Raw genomic sequence first — 15,194 nt, 5'->3', positions numbered from 1 at the left:
AAGTTTCGAGTATGGACGATAGATTTAAGACATTAGAGAAGTATAACCTATGGGGTGGAAACGATTTTCCAACAGGCTATAAACGGCAAGATTATTTAGATAGGATATTATCCTACACCGGAAACAGATTAATCAAAGTCTTGGTAGGACAGCGACGTGTAGGGAAAAGCTATCTCCTTCGTCAGTTAGCTAGCCATCTCGCCAATAGTGGAGTAAATCCCCGAAATATATTCTTCATTAACTGTGAGCTATCCGCCTTCTATTTTTTGAAAACCAATGAAGATCTTGATTCCCTGTTTAATCTCTACTTAAAACAAATAAATCCTCAAGGTCGTATCTATCTGTTCATTGACGAAATCCAAAATGTAGAGGGATGGGAACGCTTCGCCAACTCATACTCACAAGACTATACCGCCGAATATGAGTTATTCATTAGTGGCTCCAACTCTAAAATGCTATCTGGAGAACTCGCCACGTTATTAGCCGGACGTTATGTGGAATTTGCCATCTATCCTTTTTCATACACAGAGTTTCTTGGAATCACCCAAAAAGAAAACAACAAGGTACACTACCTAGAATATATGCAAAGTAGTGGTATGCCTGAATTATACCATCTATCTCAACCAGAAGTACAAAGAAATTATATATCCGCATTAAAAGACACCGTATTACTACGTGATATCATACAAAGACAAAACATAAAAGACGCTAAGTTGCTTGAGGACATTTTTGTCTATCTGGTAAATAACGCATCTAATTTAATATCAATTCGGAATATCACCAATTATTTCAAGAGCTCGGGAAGGAAGACCAGCTATGATACGATCGCCTCCTACATTAGTTACATAGAGGACACTTTTTTGGTACATAAAGTCGAGAAATACCAAATCAAGGGAAAGGAGACCATCGCCGGGAATTGTAAGTATTACATCAATGACCTAGGTTTCAACAATTATTTATATCAAGGCTTTGGCTACGGCATTGGGTATAAACTAGAAAACCTCATTTATCTAGATTTATTAAGGGCCGGCTATCAAATATACGTAGGCAGCATAAAGAACAAAGAGGTGGATTTCGTCGCTATCAAAGGAGAGAGGGTTATCTATCTCCAATCCACTTATTTACTAATCGACAAAGAAACCATCGAACGGGAATATGCCTCGTTAGAGGCCATTGAGGATAATTACGAGAAGATCGTTGTCTCGCTCGATGATTTGCCGCTTCCTTCCAAAGAAGGAATAAAGCACGTACAAGCATGGTATTTATCCCATGCCATTCTCTAAAATCAAGGTTTGTTTTCGGATCTAGCCCTTCCTATAAGCTCACAAAAAAAGCACCTTGGCATTTTGTCAATTTGTAAACTCAACTGCCGGAGAATCACTTTTTTCGGGCAAACGTACAGCTTATCCCCAAATACGAGAAAAAATATTAGCAATCATTTGTCTTATACCGCATTAGTTAAAAACAGCCTTTTATCCTAGCGAATTTAATTCATCCTAATTCATATCCTATAGCTTATCCGGGCTATCTCATTGAGTTACGACAGGGATATAACAGGGTTACGATGCCCATTCATGAGTACTAACAACCCTATTCATGACTGTTTACGATGCCCAACGGCACTACTGTCGTTGCCAAACACGACTAGTCGCACTGCCTTTTACCACCTATCGTGTGTAAAAAGTGGTCCTTTTGCATGAAAAAGGCTATTTATACCCCTCCGATCTCCCCTACTTCATACCTCTCTCAAAAAGGGTATGTCACGATATCCCCCTTATATCAATCAAAAAGATCGAATACCGTCCATTTCACCAACAAAGCCCTTATCTACCTTTATCAACAAATAAGGGGAAACAGCGCAATACTGTCTCCCCTTGCCTTTGATCCGTTTCCATCCTCACGGAAGTACTTACGGATGAACTTTAATTTATTACTTTAGTATTAATATTAATCCATTCCCGCTTGTTCGCCCTCTCGGGGTACTTGGATAATCCGCACGGGAATGATTTTCGATTTATCTTTTCATTATTCCTTTACATGTCTTATTTAACGACCACCTTTACAGTCTCGTCGCCAACCGTTACAAGAACGATTCCAGCAGGAACAGCGATCGTAGCGTTATCGGAAGTGACAACTGTCTCTGCCAACGGCATACCCAACAAGTTGCGAACATAAGCAGTCTCGCCTTGAGCGCCTTGGATCGTTACGGAACCGGCGTTGCCGATCACTACGACAGAAGAAGCGGCGTTGTCGATAGACTCGTTAGAAGTCGGAACCTCAGTACCTAACGTGAAGACCATAGCCTCTTCCTTTCCACCCAAACCTAACTTACCGTTCTTAGCGTATACATACTTGTTATCTGCCTTTGAGTAGATAACATACTCGCCATCCACAGCATCGTCAGCCAAGCAGATACCGAACTTGAAGTTATCCAAGCCAGCCAATACTTCTTCTGCCTTGTTTTCCTTAGCAGCAACAACAGCAGCCTTACCCTCTACAACCGTATTGATCGTGTCAACACCTGCGATAGTAGCCGGACGGAAGATTACCTTAGCGATCTTATCCTCTTTAGTTGTACCTTCCAGCATATACTTCTCGTTGAAAGAAGCCTGAGCAGAGTTCTCATCGAAGATAGACATAGAGTCTGTAGCGTTATACATGAACATTCTCTCGGCCGGTTTCTCTTCGCCTTCAGCAACCTCAATACCCTTAGAGATATAGAAGTACGGAGTTGTAGCCTTGCTATCCGCTGTATCCAACCAGAAGATCATGCTCTCAGCGGAAAGGATACCCTCAGTGATACCATTCTTATTCAACTGATAGTTGATAGAACCCAGCGCATTGTCGAATGAAGCGTGACGAGGCTCAGCAGGCAATGTAGTCTTGTCTGAATTATCTTGTACCTTAACAGCTACGCTAGCGAAGCTACCTTCTGACAGGTTATATAATAATGCCTCGTTTGTTGAGAAGTCTGTACCTGTAGTAGAATTTACGCTTACAACTTTTGTGTTGGCAGTGATATCCTCATCAAATGAAACAGCCGCATCAGTTCCCATCATAGCGTAAGAACCGTCAGCGTTCACACGGAATACGAATTCAGCAGGTTTTTCAGATTCGTTTACCTTTGCGAATTTCAAATCCTTACCTAAGTAAGTAACGATATCATCTTTACCCTCTACCGGAGTCGTATAATAGATATTGTAAGTCGGAACAAACAATGTATCTTTCAATTCCACAATCTTACCATCTTTCAGACAAGATAATACAAGAGGTTGGATCGTGTAATTTACGACAGCATCTTTATCATCCTCTTTGATCTTACCTTTAGCCTTATTGATAGCCAACGTGAATGCATCGGAAGCCTTCATGCTAGGAGCCAACGTTTCAGTTGTTGTTTCGCCTTCTGTTTTCTTGTCTTTCTTAGCAAAGAAAGTCTTCTCACCAATTAACGGGGTCTTACCCGTAAATTCCAATTGGATACCGGCAGCCATCTCATCCTTGGATAAATCCAAGAAACCAGCGACCTTCTCAACCGGGATGAACTTAACAGTAGTAGAAGCAACAGATTTAGCCACTTCTGCCTCTTCACCCGTAGCAGCTTTCTTCAAGGAAGCGAAAGAAACCGCATCTTTATTTTCATCTACTGCGTTAACCACCTTATACTCGCCCTTCACGTCAGACTCTTGCAAGCCTAAAGTAATCTCTTGAGCAGTTTCACGGTTCACCAACGTAAATGTATATTTACCGTCGAAGCCCTTCACGGCCCATTGAGATAAAGCAGAGTTGAAGTTTACGTCTTTAGCAGCCTTAGCGTCGAAAGCGAAAGTATAAGTTTCTTCAGCTCTAGCATCTGCCTTTACAGATACCGGAACCAAATATTTATGATACTCAGTCTGGAATTTATCTTTTTCGCTTTCCTCGTTGCTAGTGAAGTAAACATTCACGTAGTTAGCCACACCTTCCTTCAATAAAACGGAAGCATCCAAATAAGTGCTAGCGCCTAAAGTAGCGGAGATCAATAAAGATTTCTCATTTTCCTTAACCGTTGTCACATAAGTCTTCGTATCTGTATCAGTAAAGCGCATAGCACCTACGTACACATATTCAGTTTCCTCTACAGTCTTATCCTGTTTAGGATCTTCTATTTTCAGCTCATACTCACCTTCATTCGCCAACTTATCGAACTCCTTAACAGAGAAAGCTGCCTTATTCCCAGTGATCTTATCACCGTTGATAACTTGTAGAATGTAAGCCGGAGATTTAGCGCCTCTTACGTCATATTTTTTATCTATATTCAAAGCAAGAAGTTGGATATCCTCCGTAGCCAAGGCCTCCTCTACTCCTTCTTCATCTTTCACTGCTTTTTTCAATGCCTTAACAGCATCATCCTTACCGCCTACAACGAAATAAGTACCGGCATCTAAAGTAGCAGCATCGTCCCCGATCTCTACCGCATACATCGGTTTAGCGAAAGCGTTACCTTCCAAGTCTGTCTTAGCGTTGAAGCCGAAAGTGAAACCTTCCGTGTTGTACTCGTTCAACATAGCAGCCGTCATCACCTCTTCTTGTGTAGCCAAAACCACGTTGATAGCCGTAGCGTTCATCAAAGAAGCGGAGAATTTTTTCAATTCGCTTAATTTGTTCTTGTCTGTGATTAAAGTAGTCACAGTTTTAGAAGCCTCTGTAGTAGTAGCAGCGTCTGATTTAATTACACCGTCTTTCGTCAAAGAAATCTTATTGCCGTCAACAGACAAGGAGAAGGTGTACTGTCCACCAACCTTAGTGTAATTGCCAACCTCGAAAACAGAAGCCTCGTCAGGGTTTAAAGTCTCTTCTAAAGACCAAACCGTAGCCTTGTCCTTAATTGTTAACTTTTTAACTTTGTAATACTTCGTATCAGTTTGAGTGGAGGTAGCCTCATCGCTGCCTACCTGCAAATAGAACTTCACACCGTTCGCCAAAACCTTGTTCGTGTTCACGGCTTGATAAGTCGCAAACGTCGCTTCAGCGAAAGCAGGTGTTACAACTGATCCAGAGGCCAATAAAGCCGCTGTCATCAAAGTAAAAATCCCTTTGTTCATAATCTCTAATTTAAATATTAATAATAGTGTTAATTAAATATCTCCCAACTCTTTAATTATCCTTCGCCATACCAAAACGACTAGTCTAGACCATCGTTTAGATCTTGCGTTTTTGAAGAGGGAAAACGGGAGGTTCGTTTACGGAATCGGTTGTTTCGTAAAGGATAGGCTATCCTATTGATAAGAAAGAGAATAAGGGATGAAAAAAATAGCCCGGAAGGGTTGCAGGTATCAAAGAAACGCGTACCTTTGCAAATGACGAATTAAAACGATCGTTTATACTAGCCGTTTTATTAGATAAATCAGTCCTTGATATTATTGGTATGTATTACTAAAGCCTATTCATATACATCATATTCTTTAATGTACGTGTACATATATAATATAATTTCCAAAAATCCTCCTCTAGGTTAACGCATACTTGATTTCGCAGGCCGTAGAAGGCTTTCCAAGTGATCAGTTATTCACTTCCCGAGCCGTTAGTTAGCGGCTATATATAGCCGCTAGTTATTCATTCGACAAGCCGTTAGTTATTCACTTCAGCAGCCAATGGCACTCTATCAAACAGCTAGGCCTCCCTACTCCGATAAACAATCGTGCCCCAAAAGACTTTGAACTCACAGAGCATACACCGATAAGTCGGCACTAAGCAACCATTAACAGAAATAATGGCTAAAATAGGCTGGAATGACCGCACTAAATTCAAACGGAAATATATCAATTTTAATCTATTGTCATGATTTAAGGCTATCCCCCATGAATATCGGATGAGTCGGAATTTCTACTGCCTCATTGTTTTAGGAAAGTGATAGAGAGCAAAAAAAGGAGTTAAGCCATAGACTTAACTCCTTTTATCTCAGCTTTAGTCGGGATGACTGGATTCGAACCAGCGACCACACGCCCCCCAGACGCGTACTCTAACCGGGCTGAGCTACATCCCGCTTTTATTTTACGGGTGCAAAGGTAGTTTTTTTCCGTTAAATGCCAAAACTTTCACGATAAAAATCAAGAGACTCCAAGATTTTTTCCTTGGTGACCGATTGGTTGATACGGACATCCCCTACATTTTTCAGTAAAGTGAAGTTGATGATACCGCCCTCATTCTTTTTATCATGTGTCATTAACTCATATAAAGTATCGTAGTCCGTGCAGTCAAAGAAGAGCGCCGGATAATACTCTTTTATATAATAAACGACTTGACTCAATTTCTCCATCGGGAAGCCACACAGCTTATGCGAGAGGTAAAGCTCGCTCACGATACCCGCCGCTACCGCATGACCATGCAAGATCGGACGCATTTTCAGGAAAGACAAGCTCTCGAAAGCGTGGCCGATCGTATGACCGAAATTCAATGCCTTACGAATACCTTGTTCCTTGGGATCTTCCTCTACGATCCGCTCTTTCACGGCGACCGACTGGCCTACCAAACTATTCAAATACGAATAATTCATGGTGTCGATATCAAAAAGCATGACAGACGCATAATTCTCCATCGAACTAATCAACCCGTGCTTGATCATCTCCGCATAACCGGAAAGGATATTATCGCGATCCAACGTGCGCAAAAAATCGCAATCGATGAATACACACAAGGGGGGATAAAAAGAACCGACCTCGTTCTTCAACCCATTGAAGTTTATACCCGTCTTACCGCCAACCGCAGCATCGACGGACGCCATCAAGGTCGTAGGGATATTGATCGTACGGATGCCCCGCTTGAAAGTAGCGCCGGCAAAACCACCCATATCCGTAATCATACCGCCGCCCAAATTCACCAGCAAGGAGTTACGGGAAGCCCCCTCATTCGACAAAGCTGTCCATATCTGGGCTAATGAGACAAAACCCTTATTCATATCACCCGCTTCCATCACGAGAATCGGCGCCTTTTGAAAGGCCGGTATATCCTCTACCAAGGGAAAACATTTCTCTTTGGTATTCGTATCCATAAGGATGAACAACTTATCGTATTTTAGAGAGGAGAGAAAATCTTGCAGTTCCGATTTCAGGTCCTTGCAAATAACCACTTTTTGCTCTGACATATCTTTTTTATTTAAAACCTTAGACCACAAAGGTAAAACATGTATTCCGATTATCAAAACGACATAAAAAAATTCCTTCGGATGGAATTCTTATTCGATCCGAAGGAATCTATCATTGCGTCCGAAAGAAAGGTCAATTTCTTCCGAACCGATTTTACTGTACTCCAACAGCCTCTTTCACAGCGCCAACCGCAATAGAAAGGCCCTCCATGTTCTTACCGCCGGCCGTAGCGAAATGGGGTTGTCCACCACCACCGCCTTGGATATGCTTAGCGGCCTCTTTTACGATCTTACCGGCATGCAAGCCCTCTTTCACCAAATCATCGCTTAACATAAGCATGAGCGTGCATTTGTTATCGTCAATGATACCGGCAACAAAGACAAAGCTATCGGTTGTCTCCGCCTTGATCTGGAAAGCCACGTTCTTCATAGCGTCCGCATTTGCCTTGCCTACAAATTGCATAACCTTGATACCGTTGCTCTCCGAAGCTTTCGCCACGATCTCCTCTTTCAATCGCATAGACTTCTCACGAATATAATCCTCGATCTGTTTCTTCATCTCCGCATTCTCCTCGATAGACTTTTTCATCGCTTGCGCCAAATTCGGCATATGGTTCATCAACGCACGCAACTCACGGATCAGATCTTGCTGGGCATATACGAATTGCTCGGCGCCCTCGGCCGTAACCGCCTCTATACGACGGACACCTGCGGCGATAGAGCTCTCTCCTATCACGTGCAAAGAACCGATCATACCGGTTGCCGGGATATGCGTACCACCACATAGCTCCACGGAGCTTCCGTATTTCACGACACGTACCTCATCGCCATATTTCTCACCGAACAAAGCCATAGCCCCTAGCGCCTTTGCTTCGGCGATCGGCATATTGCGATGCTCTTCCAACGGGAAGTTCGCACGGATCTTCTCTCCAACCAATATTTCCACCTTACGGATTTCCTCGTCCGTCACTTTCTGGAAATGAGAGAAGTCGAAACGTAAAGAATCAGGCGAAACATACGAACCTTTCTGCTCTACGTGCGTACCTAATACCTCACGCAGCGCCTCATGCAAAAGGTGCGTGGCAGAGTGGTTACACTCACACTGGATACGCTTTTTCACGTTGATCTTTGCGGTAAATGTAGCCGTTACGTCCTTCGGTAGTTTCGCTACCAAATGAACCGGCAAATTATTCTCACGTTTCGTATCGATCACGTCGATCTTCTCGTCGTCGGCGATCAACCAACCCGTATCACCGACCTGTCCACCCATTTCCGCATAGAACGGGGTTTGATCCAGAACGATCTGATATAATACTTTATTCTTTTGTTTGATCTGGCGATAACGCAAGATCTCTGCCTCGCATTCGAACAAATCATAACCCACGAACTTACATTCACCCTCTTTCAGCGTGATCCAGTCGCCTGTCTCGATAGCGGCGGCGTTACGGGCACGCTCTTTCTGCTTCTGCATAGCCTTATTGAACTCCTCGATATCGGCTTCCATGCCGTTCTCACGAAGAATCAATTCCGTCAAGTCCAACGGGAATCCGTAGGTATCATATAATGTAAAGGCATCTACGCCATTCAAGACCGTCTTCCCCGCAGCCTTCGTCTCCTCCATTTTCTTATCCAGCAAACGGATACCGGTTTCTAAGGTACGAAGGAAAGATTCTTCCTCCTCCTTGATAACCTTCTCAATCAAGGTTTTCTGAGCGATCAATTCCGGATAAGCGTCGCCCATCGTCTCGATCAATACAGGCAAAAGCTTATACATAAACGCTTCCTTGCGATCCAAGAATGTATAACCGTAACGAACGGCACGCCGCAAGATACGACGGATTACATAACCGGCCTTAGCGTTGGAAGGCAACTGTCCGTCCGTGATAGCGAAAGCGATCGTACGGATGTGATCGGCGATCACACGCATAGCGATATCTTGCTGTTTATCCGTACCGTAAGTCGTACCCGCCATTCCCGCGATTACCTTGATAATCGGTTGGAATACGTCCGTATCATAATTTGAGGTCTTACCCTGCAATGCCATACACAGACGCTCGAATCCCATACCGGTATCGATCACCTTAGCCGGCAGCGGTTCCAAAGAGCCGTCGGCCTTGCGGTTGAATTGCATGAACACAAGGTTCCAGATCTCGATTACCTGCGGATGATCCTTATTTACCATATCGGCGCCGCTGACCGCCGCACGCTCCTCGTCCGAACGAAGGTCGATATGGATCTCGGAACAGGGACCGCAAGGACCCGTGTCCCCCATTTCCCAGAAGTTATCATGTTTGTTACCGTTCAGAATATGATCTTTCGGTAAATATTGCTCCCAATAACCAGCAGCTTCGTTATCACGATCTAAGCCTTCGGCAGGGCTTCCCTCGAATACGGTGGCATATAAACGCTCCGGATTCAGCTTCAATACCTCTACCAAGTATTCCCAAGCCCAGTTGATCGCCTCTTTCTTAAAATAATCTCCGAACGACCAGTTTCCGAGCATCTCAAACATCGTATGGTGATAGGTATCATGTCCTACCTCCTCTAAATCGTTATGCTTACCGCTAACACGAAGACATTTCTGAGAGTCCGCGACACGAGGATACTTACGGGGCACGTTGCCCAAGATAATATCTTTAAACTGATTCATTCCCGCGTTCGTAAACATCAACGTGGGGTCACCCTTTACCACCATTGGAGCGGAAGGCACGATCTGGTGTTCCTTAGAAGCGAAGAATTGCTTGAAGGATTCACGGATTTCTTTTGCTGTCAACATAATCTATTTATATAGTTCTCGTTAATATTCTGAAAAACAATTTGCAAAAGTACTGCAAATTATTATTTTTGCGTGCATTCAGATAACAAAAAATGTAGATGAAACTCTTTAAAAGTCGCAAAACATACTATTTATACAATCCGAACACACTCAATTATGAGCGTGTATACCCATCTAGCAAAGACCGGCTGTTCACCGTTCTCCGCCATTTAAGCACCGGAATAGCGTTCGGCGTAGCCACTTTTTTCGTCATGATGCATTTGGTGGACTCTCCGATGGAATCTCAGTTACGTAAGGAGAACCGCCTATTGCAAACTCAATACGAGGTACTTTCCCTTCGCTTAAATAACGCGTTGGACGTATTGGATGATATCCAACAGCGTGATGAGAATCTGTACCGGGCTATCTTCCAAGCTGAGTCTATACCCGAATCCGTTCGGAAAGCCGGGTTTGGAGGGACAAACCGTTACGAGCATTTGATGAGCCTGTCCAATCCGGAGCTTGTTGTCTCCACGACCCAAAAGATGGATATGCTACGTAAGCAATTATATATCCAGTCCAACTCCTTGGAGGAACTGATCTCCCTAGGAAAGAACCAAGAAGAGAGAAGTAAATGTATCCCGGCTATCCAGCCGATTTCCAATAAGGATCTGCGTCGTACCGCTTCCGGCTATGGCGTGCGTATCGACCCGATTTACCGTACACCTCGTTTCCATTCTGGAATGGATTTCTCGGCTAAAGTGGGAACGGAGATCTATGCGACAGGTAATGGCGTTGTCACTTTCGCCGCTTGGAAACAGGGATACGGAAATTGTTTGATTATCGATCATGGCTACGGCTATCAGACTTTATACGGTCATATGAGTAAGTTCAAGAAACGTGTCGGACAAAAGGTTACTCGTGGAGAGGTGATTGGCGAGGTTGGAAATACCGGGAAATCTACCGGCCCTCACTTGCATTATGAGGTAATCGTACGAGGGAAGTATGATAACCCATCTAAATACTATTACATGGATCTCTCACCTGAGGAATATGACCGTATGATCCAGATTGCCGAGAATCATGGTCAGGTTATGGATTAAACTTCATTAGCAGTATGAGTCTAAAAAAGAATAAAGATCTCAAACTCTATTTTTCCATCAGCGAGGTGGCGCAGATGTTCGACGTGAACGAGTCCACCCTTCGCTTTTGGGAGAAGGAGTTCGATATCATCAATCCAAGGAAGACGAGCAAAGGTACCCGTTTTTATAAGCAGGAGGATATCGACGCGGTACGCCTCATCTACCACCTGGTTAAAGAGAGAGGGATGACCTTGGCCGGCGCACGGCAAAAACTGAAGGACAATAAAGAGACGACGATCCGGCAAGAAGAGATCGTAAACCGCCTGAAACAGATCAAAGAAGAGCTGTTAGCTATGAAAGACGCATTTGATGCTTTTGCCCCGAAAGTGTGATTATTCTGTTGATAAAACCAGAACAAAACCGTACCTTCGTCCCCAATTAAATAAAACATAAGCAAATAAAATACAAGACATGGAAATTACAGGAAAAATTATTCAAGTCCTACCGGAAGTAGGCGGTGTCAGCAAAGCCGGAAACGAATGGAAAAAACAAGAGTACGTATTAGAGACACACGATCAATATCCCAAGAAAGTATGCTTCCAGATATTCGGAGCGGATAAGATCGCTCAAGCGGCCATTCAGCCGGGCGAGGAATTGACAGTTTCTTTCGACATTGACAGCCGTGAGTACCAAGGCCGCTGGTTCACCAGTATCAACGCATGGAAAGTAGACCGTCCGATGGCGGCAGCTTCTCAAGCCGCTCCGATGGGAGTAACTCCGGATAATTTCGCTCCGGCTTCCGCTCCTACGGCTCCAGCCTCATCCGCTCCTGATTTCGGACCGGCCAATCCTATCGATGATTTGCCATTCTAAAGACTAATGGATATCGTATTACTAATTGGCGGTTTACTACTAATTTTAGTTGGGGCTAACGCCTTGACGGATGGTGCCGCCTCGGTAGCCAAACGCTTCAATATTTCCAGCTTAGTAATCGGGCTAACTATTGTGGCGTTTGGGACTTCCGCACCGGAATTAACGGTCAGTGTCGTATCTGCCTTGAAAGGAAGCTCAGATATCGCTATTGGTAATGTAGTAGGAAGCAATATATTTAACGCCTTGATGATTGTCGGCTGTACGGCCGCTATCGTACCGATCAGCGTCACGAAAGGTACGTTGAGCAAAGAGATCCCTCTTTGCGTGCTTGCCTCAATCGTATTATTTATTTGCGCGAATGACGTTTTGATCAACGGCGCGTCGCAAAATAGTATCAGTAGTAGCGATGGAATGTTACTATTATGCTTCTTCGCCATTTTCCTTGGCTATACATTCGCAATCGCACATAATGGAGAGGAAAATGGAGAGAGCACGATTAAAATAATGCCCATTTGGAAAGCGAGTTTATTCATCATTGGTGGATTGGCTGGTTTGATTTACGGAGGACAATTTTTCGTGGATGGAGCTTCTGGTATCGCCCGTGGACTGGGTGTCAGCGAATCTATTATCGGTTTGACTTTAGTGGCCGGAGGAACCTCTCTTCCTGAGTTAGCGACTTCCGTCGTGGCCGCCTTAAAGAAGAACCCGGAGATGGCGATCGGAAATGTTATCGGTTCCAACCTCTTCAATATATTCTTCGTATTAGGTTGTAGCGCGACAATCACGCCGATGAACATACAAGGCATTACCAATCTGGATTTGGGCGTCATGATCGGTTCATGCGTATTGCTTTATATTTTTGGCCTTTTCTTCAAGAAACGGACCATCACTAGGCCGGAGGGAATCCTATTGATCGCTTGTTATATAGCTTATATAACTTATTTGATTGTCGGCTGATAAAGCTTTTATAAAACAAAAGTGTAGCGAAGCACTTCGCTACACTTAATCCGCTACACGTCCGACAGATTTAATATTCTGTATCTTCGACAAAGTCACGCACATTTTCTGGATATCTTCTACGTCATGAACTTTCATCTTTATCTTACCTTCGAACACGCCGTCTTTCGCCTCGATCAGCAAGCGCATGATGTTCACGTTGAAATCCTCGGAAATCGTTTTCGTGATCGTATTCAGTACGCCTATCGAGTCTATACCTTTCACCTCTAGCGTGGCCTCAAAAGAAGCGTTCATATGGCTGCTCCAAACCGTATTCAAGATACGTTCGCCAAAGCTACTTTTCAAGCGCATGGCGATCGGGCAGGAACGTTTATGAACCACTACGTTACCATCGTCATTGATAAAACCTAAAGAGTCATCTCCCGGAATCGGCTTACAACATTCGGCAATTACATAATTACGCTCAAAAGCCTCCTCTTTCAATAAATAAGGCTTTTTCTTATCATATTTAGGCTTCTCTTTCTTGGCTTCCTCCTCTTCGGGTTGTTTCACCTTCTTGGAAGCGACACCCAACGCCTGTTTCACATACTTAAACAAGACATTATCCGTCTTCTCCTTCAACAGCTTCTTTAAATTCTCGGGCAAAACCACATCCCCCTTCTCTACCGCATAAAAGAATTCCTCGCGTTTCGAGAATCCAAAGTACATACCTAATTTATCCAGATTGGATGTACTCGCCTCAAGCTCCGAACGCTTGAAGGCATCAAGAACTTTTATCTCTCCATACTTAGCGACCTCTTTACGGACACGCTTTAATACGGCATCGATCTTCGCACGAGCCTTAGCGGTAGTCACGAAGTTCAACCACTCCGGTTGCGGCTCCTGAGAACGGGAAGTCAAGACCTCCACCTGATCTCCACTGGACAGCGGATGACTCAATGGCACCAAACGATGGTTTACCTTAGCGCCAATACATTTATTACCGATATCGGAGTGAAGCGCATAAGCGAAATCCAAGGCGGTAGCCCCTTGGGGCAATGTCTTTATATCTCCTTTCGGAGTGAAAACAAATATCTCGGAAGTAAATAAGTTCAGTTTGATCGTATCCAAGAAATCCAGCGCATTCGGGTCCGGACTCTCCAATATCTCGGTAATGGTTTGTATCCATTTATCCAATTCCGTATCCTCCTCCACGTTGGATTCCTTGTATTTCCAATGGGCAGCGAAGCCTTTCTCTGCGATATCATCCATACGGCGGCTACGGATCTGGATCTCTACCCATTGTCCATCCGGTCCCATAACGGTCAGATGAAGCGCTTGATAACCGTTCGCTTTCGGACGGCTCACCCAATCACGGATACGGTCGGGACGAATCCGGTAAATATCCGTAATAGCCGAGTAGATATCCCAACATTGGTTTTTCTCGTCCACACCGGGAAGCGGGTCAAAAATAATGCGGACCGCATAAATATCATAAATATCCTCGAAAGCGACACCCTTGCTTTCCATCTTATTCCAAATGGAATAGACCGATTTCACACGGGCACGCATCTCATACTGAAGTCCCATCGATTTCAGCTTCTCGTCCACAGGGGCAGCGAAACGCTCGAATAATTTATTACGGCTCTCTTCTGTCGCTTTCAACTTAGCGCTGATAAAGTCATATTCTTGCGGATGCTCATATTTAAAACTCAAATCCTCCAGTTCCGTCTTGATAGAGAAGAGCCCCAGACGATGCGCCAGAGGAGCATACAAATAAAGAGTCTCACCCGCGATCTTAAATTGCTTGGCGGGAAGCATGGAACCCAAAGTCCTCATATTATGAAGACGGTCTGCGATCTTGATTAGAATCACCCGTATATCGTCACTCATAGTCAGCAGCAACTTACGGAAGTTCTCGGCTTGAGCCGAGGCCTGTTCCCCAAAAATGCCACCGGATATCTTCGTCAAGCCATCCACGATCTGGGCGATCTTGTCTCCGAACATATCCCGGATATCCTCCACCGTATACTCGGTATCTTCCACGACATCATGCAATAACGCAGAGCAAATAGAGGTAGAGCCCAAACCCATCTCCCGGCATACGATACGAGCCACGGCGATAGGATGCATTATATAAGGTTCGCCGGAACGCCGTTTCACTCCGGCGTGCGCTTGATTAGCGAAATTAAAAGCTTTCGTGATTCGTTCGACCTTACGGCGGTGGTTTGACTTCAAATAATCGTTCAACAACGCATTGAACCCATCTTGTATCATCTGTTCGTCCGCAGAGAGAACGGACGCAGCCTCGCCCGTTTCTTTTATATCTTTTGTGTCCTTTGTATCGTCCATGGTTTTACACCTCCCATTTTTATACTGTATAGCCACAAATATATACAAATATTTGGAAGGAAACCCTAACAAAAGA

General features: G+C 44.2%; 9 protein-coding genes and 1 tRNA gene. 5 read left to right on the top strand and 5 right to left on the bottom strand.

Going from position 1 to position 15,194, the window contains the following annotated elements; all coding sequences use genetic code 11:
- Positions 1–11 precede the first annotated feature (11 nt).
- Positions 12–1,283 (top strand): ATP-binding protein, encoded by a 1,272-nt coding sequence (locus NBH16_RS03790; RefSeq protein WP_122378451.1) that lies wholly within the window; start codon positions 12–14, stop codon positions 1,281–1,283.
- Between the two features lie 759 nt (positions 1,284–2,042).
- Here NBH16_RS03790 and NBH16_RS03785 read toward each other — a convergent pair.
- The 4 genes from NBH16_RS03785 to alaS form a co-directional block, all read right to left on the bottom strand.
- Entirely contained in the window at positions 2,043–5,081 is a 3,039-nt protein-coding gene (locus tag NBH16_RS03785) for a DUF6383 domain-containing protein (protein WP_250788112.1), read from the bottom strand.
- 866 nt (positions 5,082–5,947) lie between these two features.
- A tRNA-Pro gene (locus tag NBH16_RS03780) sits at positions 5,948–6,022 on the bottom strand.
- A 36-nt stretch (positions 6,023–6,058) separates the two neighbouring features.
- Positions 6,059–7,120, bottom strand: coding sequence for a 3-dehydroquinate synthase (gene aroB / locus NBH16_RS03775; RefSeq protein WP_005861282.1), 1,062 nt, complete (start codon positions 7,118–7,120; stop codon positions 6,059–6,061).
- Positions 7,121–7,274: 154 nt separating this feature from the next.
- Positions 7,275–9,896 carry an alanine--tRNA ligase gene (gene alaS, locus NBH16_RS03770; protein WP_008773865.1) on the bottom strand — a complete coding sequence of 874 codons (2,622 nt, stop codon included), beginning with the start codon at positions 9,894–9,896 and terminating at the stop codon, positions 7,275–7,277.
- Positions 9,897–9,994: 98 nt separating this feature from the next.
- Between alaS and NBH16_RS03765 the strand changes: the two genes are divergently transcribed.
- From NBH16_RS03765 to NBH16_RS03750, 4 genes are all read left to right on the top strand, one after another.
- Positions 9,995–10,978 (top strand): M23 family metallopeptidase, encoded by a 984-nt coding sequence (locus NBH16_RS03765; protein WP_005861279.1) that lies wholly within the window; start codon positions 9,995–9,997, stop codon positions 10,976–10,978.
- 14 nt (positions 10,979–10,992) lie between these two features.
- A complete protein-coding gene (locus NBH16_RS03760; protein ID WP_005861277.1) occupies positions 10,993–11,349 on the top strand; it encodes a MerR family transcriptional regulator in 357 nt (118 codons plus the stop codon).
- 79 nt (positions 11,350–11,428) lie between these two features.
- Complete coding sequence (locus tag NBH16_RS03755; RefSeq protein WP_005866893.1) at positions 11,429–11,830, top strand: DUF3127 domain-containing protein; 402 nt, start codon at positions 11,429–11,431, stop codon at positions 11,828–11,830.
- Positions 11,831–11,836: 6 nt separating this feature from the next.
- The gene (locus tag NBH16_RS03750) at positions 11,837–12,787 is read left to right on the top strand and encodes a calcium/sodium antiporter (protein WP_005866891.1); all 951 of its coding nucleotides are present in this window, start codon (positions 11,837–11,839) and stop codon (positions 12,785–12,787) included.
- Between the two features lie 45 nt (positions 12,788–12,832).
- Here the strand turns inward: NBH16_RS03750 and NBH16_RS03745 are convergent, their stop codons facing one another.
- Positions 12,833–15,118 carry a RelA/SpoT family protein gene (locus NBH16_RS03745; protein ID WP_005861271.1) on the bottom strand — a complete coding sequence of 762 codons (2,286 nt, stop codon included), beginning with the start codon at positions 15,116–15,118 and terminating at the stop codon, positions 12,833–12,835.
- Between the last annotated feature and the right edge of the window lie 76 nt (positions 15,119–15,194).

It is taken from the genome of Parabacteroides sp. Y3-G-102, assembly GCF_023656845.1.
In the GTDB taxonomy this organism is placed as follows: Bacteria; Bacteroidota; Bacteroidia; order Bacteroidales; family Tannerellaceae; genus Parabacteroides; species Parabacteroides distasonis.
This window is presented reverse-complemented; position numbering and strand designations above follow the sequence as displayed.

Coding starts and splice junctions, on each gene's coding strand:
- NBH16_RS03750 (WP_005866891.1), top strand. CDS start 11,837: ATGGATATCGTATTACTAATTGGCGGTTTACTACTAATTTTAGTTGGG.
- NBH16_RS03760 (WP_005861277.1), top strand. CDS start 10,993: ATGAGTCTAAAAAAGAATAAAGATCTCAAACTCTATTTTTCCATCAGC.
- NBH16_RS03785 (WP_250788112.1), bottom strand. CDS start 5,081: ATGAACAAAGGGATTTTTACTTTGATGACAGCGGCTTTATTGGCCTCT.
- NBH16_RS03765 (WP_005861279.1), top strand. CDS start 9,995: ATGAAACTCTTTAAAAGTCGCAAAACATACTATTTATACAATCCGAAC.
- NBH16_RS03745 (WP_005861271.1), bottom strand. CDS start 15,118: ATGGACGATACAAAGGACACAAAAGATATAAAAGAAACGGGCGAGGCT.
- NBH16_RS03755 (WP_005866893.1), top strand. CDS start 11,429: ATGGAAATTACAGGAAAAATTATTCAAGTCCTACCGGAAGTAGGCGGT.
- alaS (WP_008773865.1), bottom strand. CDS start 9,896: ATGTTGACAGCAAAAGAAATCCGTGAATCCTTCAAGCAATTCTTCGCT.
- NBH16_RS03790 (WP_122378451.1), top strand. CDS start 12: ATGGACGATAGATTTAAGACATTAGAGAAGTATAACCTATGGGGTGGA.
- aroB (WP_005861282.1), bottom strand. CDS start 7,120: ATGTCAGAGCAAAAAGTGGTTATTTGCAAGGACCTGAAATCGGAACTG.